The sequence below is a fragment of the Streptomyces sp. CO7 genome (assembly GCF_053474865.1).
Genome location: NZ_JBRIOU010000003.1, coordinates 242,611 through 245,612, shown reverse-complemented (window position 1 = coordinate 245,612; position 3,002 = coordinate 242,611). Strand labels below are relative to the sequence as shown.

3 protein-coding genes and 1 pseudogene are annotated in these 3,002 nt (G+C 72.6%); 2 read left to right on the top strand and 2 right to left on the bottom strand.

The annotated features are described in order from the left end of the window. Positions 1-140: 140 nt before the first annotated feature. Complete coding sequence (locus ACOV8S_RS11000; RefSeq protein WP_448317912.1) at positions 141-854, bottom strand: class I SAM-dependent methyltransferase; 714 nt, start codon at positions 852-854, stop codon at positions 141-143. A gap of 113 nt (positions 855-967) precedes the next feature. Next, positions 968-1,599: pseudogene (locus tag ACOV8S_RS10995) on the bottom strand (DUF3043 domain-containing protein). A gap of 239 nt (positions 1,600-1,838) precedes the next feature. Here ACOV8S_RS10995 and ACOV8S_RS10990 point away from each other — a divergent pair. Both ACOV8S_RS10990 and pspAA read left to right on the top strand, forming a co-directional pair. Further along, positions 1,839-2,606: a PspA/IM30 family protein gene (locus ACOV8S_RS10990; RefSeq protein ID WP_448317911.1), complete on the top strand. Its 768-nt coding sequence runs from the start codon at positions 1,839-1,841 to the stop codon at positions 2,604-2,606. A 49-nt stretch (positions 2,607-2,655) separates the two neighbouring features. Then, complete coding sequence (pspAA, locus tag ACOV8S_RS10985; RefSeq protein WP_108953779.1) at positions 2,656-2,934, top strand: PspA-associated protein PspAA; 279 nt, start codon at positions 2,656-2,658, stop codon at positions 2,932-2,934. The last annotated feature ends 68 nt before the right edge of the window (positions 2,935-3,002 follow it).

Below are 3,002 nucleotides of genomic sequence, written 5' to 3'. Positions count from 1 at the left end.
GTCCTGTACGCCCGAACGGGCCCGCCACGAGCCCCGGACGACGGGCGGTGCGTGCCCTCTACAGGTGAGTCCCGGATGCGCTGCCGCGGCAGCGCATCCGGGACTCACCTGTACGACGCACCCGTACGGGGGCGGGGGTGTCAGGCCGTCGGGACGCCTCGGGAGCCGCAGAGGTGGAGCAGGGCCGCCACCCGGCGGTACGGGTCGGTGCGGCCGGCGCGCTCCTCGGCGGCGAGGAGGTCCTCGAGGTCGGAGGGGGCGGTGGCGCCGTCGGGCGCGAGGTCGGTGAAGACCCGGACGCCGTACCAGGACCGCAGCGGCGCGCCGATGCCGGCCAGCGACTCGGTGAGCGCGTCGAGCCGGTCGGCGCGGGCGTTCACCCCGAGCCGGTTGCGGTAGCCCACGGTGTCGAAGGCGTCGACCGCGCCGGCCCAGTCGCCGGCCAGACCGGGCCGCATGGCGAGGGCGTCGCCGTTGCGCACCAGCAGCGAGAGCAGCCCGCCGGGGGCCAGCATCCGGCCGAGGCCCGCGAGCAGCGCGTCCGGATCCTCGACGTACATCAGCACGCCGTGGCAGAGCACGACGTCGAAGGCGCCCGGCAGGAAGTGGACGCCGGTCTCCTGGCCGTCGCCCTCCACCAGGCGGACCCGCTCGCGGATCCCGGCGGGCTCGCCCTCCAGGGCCCGGCGCGCGGCCTCGATCATGACGGGGTCGCGCTCGACGCCGGTGACCTGGTGCCCGGCGCGGGCGAGCCGCAGCGCCTGGGTGCCCTGGCCCATGCCGACGTCCAGCACCCGCAGCCGCTTGCCGACCGGGAAGTGGGCGATGATCTGCTCGTCGAGCTGACGCGCCACCAGTTCCTGGCGGACGACGTCACGCAGCCCGCCCAGCTTGCCCAGCCAGGCGCGGGCCGCGTCGGAGTCGAAGGGGGTCGCCTGCCGCGGCACCCCGGCGGAGCCGGTGGTGGTCAGGGCCGCTCCCCGCGCTTGACCTGGGGCTTGGGCAGCCGGAGCCGGCGCATCTGCAGCGAGCGCATCAGCGCGTAGGCGACGGCGCCGCGGCGGTTGTGGTCCGGGAACTTCTCGGCGAGCCGCTTGCGCAGGCGCAGGCCCGTCACCAGCGAGTCCAGGACGATCATCACGATGATCGCCAGCCAGAGCAGCATGCCGATGAACTGGATCTGCTCGTTCCTGATGATCGTCAGGACCAGGATGATCACGGCCATCGGCAGGAAGAACTCGGCCACGCACCAGCGGGAGTCGATGTAGTCCCGGGCGAAACGGCGCCCCGGGCCCTTGTCGCGCACCGGCAGGTACCGCTCGTCGCCGGAGGCGAGCGCCTGGCGCTGGCGCTCCATGGCGGACCGGCGCTCCTCGCGCTGCCGCTTCGCCGCCTCCTTGCGGTTGGTCGGCGTGTGGGCGACGCTGCGGCGCTGGGACTGGGCCGCGCTCCGCTTGGGAGTCGGCCTGCCCTTCGGGGCCTGCGGGTCACGGGGCTGTTTGGCCTGGCTCACCGGCGACTGCGCGGCGTCCTTGGCCTTCTCGGCGTTGGCACGGCTTCGGAACACAAAACCCAAGGGTACGGGGTGGCGCCAGGCATGGACCACCGCCCCGGTGGGAACGATCCCGCAACGGCCCGCGTCTCTGCACCCGGGGGGATGATCTCCTCCCTGGGCCGGACCGGACGCGTCCGCGGTCGTCCTCGCGGAGGACCGCATCGCCCGTCGGACAGTGCGGTAATGGAGACACAGCCCGTACCGTGGGTTGTGTCGGCAGTAGCTGGAGCTGGAAGTCGTCAGAAGGGGGCGCGCGAAGCCCATGAGCGGTGTCATGAAGCGTATGGGGATGATCTTCCGCGCGAAGGCGAACAAGGCCCTGGACCGGGCCGAGGACCCTCGCGAGACCCTCGACTACTCGTACCAGAAGCAGCTCGAGCTGCTGCAGAAGGTGCGGCGCGGGGTCGCCGACGTGGCGACCTCCCGCAAGCGTCTGGAGCTCCAGCTGAACCAGCTGCGGTCGCAGTCGGGGAAGCTGGAGGAGCAGGGCCGCAAGGCGCTGGCGCTGGGCCGTGAGGACCTGGCCCGCGAGGCGCTGACCCGGCGTGCCGCGCTGCAGCAGCAGGTGACGGACCTGGAGACCCAGCACAGCACCCTGCAGGGCGAGGAGGAGAAGCTCACTCTTGCGGCCCAGCGGCTGCAGGCGAAGGTGGACGCCTTCCGCACCAAGAAGGAGACCATCAAGGCCACCTACACGGCGGCCCAGGCGCAGACCCGGATCGGCGAGGCGTTCAGCGGCATCTCCGAGGAGATGGGCGACGTCGGCCTGGCCATCCAGCGTGCCGAGGACAAGACCGCGCAGCTGCAGGCGCGGGCCGGCGCGATCGACGAGCTGCTCGCCTCGGGCGCGCTCGAGGACCCGTCCGGCATGGCCAAGGACGACATCCAGGCCGAGCTGGACCGGCTCTCCGGTGGTACGGATGTGGAGCTGGAGCTCCAGCGGATGAAGGCCGAGCTGTCGGGCCCCGCCGAGCAGCAGCAGGCCATCGAGGGCGGCCCGCAGGCGCAGCAGCAGCCGCAGGACTCCCCCCGGTTCCACAAGGAGCAGTAGCCCGGCAGTACCCCCGCAGTAGCCCCGACCGCTTTCAGGGAGGCCCGGGATGATCGTTCGGATCATGGGTGAGGGTCAGGTCCGGCTGTCCGACAGCCATCTGGCCGAACTCTCCGCGCTGGACGACGAACTGTCGTCCGAGATGGAGCAGGGCGACGGCCCCGGCTTCCGCCGGACGCTGCGGGCCCTGCTGGACAAGGTCCGCGAGCTGGGGGAACCGCTGCCGGACGACTCCCTGGAGCCCTCCGAGCTGATCCTCCCGGCCCCGGACGCCACCCTGGACGAGGTCCGCGCCCTGCTCACCGACGAGGGCCTCATCCCGGGCTGAACCGGAGCGGCCGGGCCTGCTCCGGAGTGACGCGGACCAGCCATGCCTGCTCGGGATACGACGCGAGC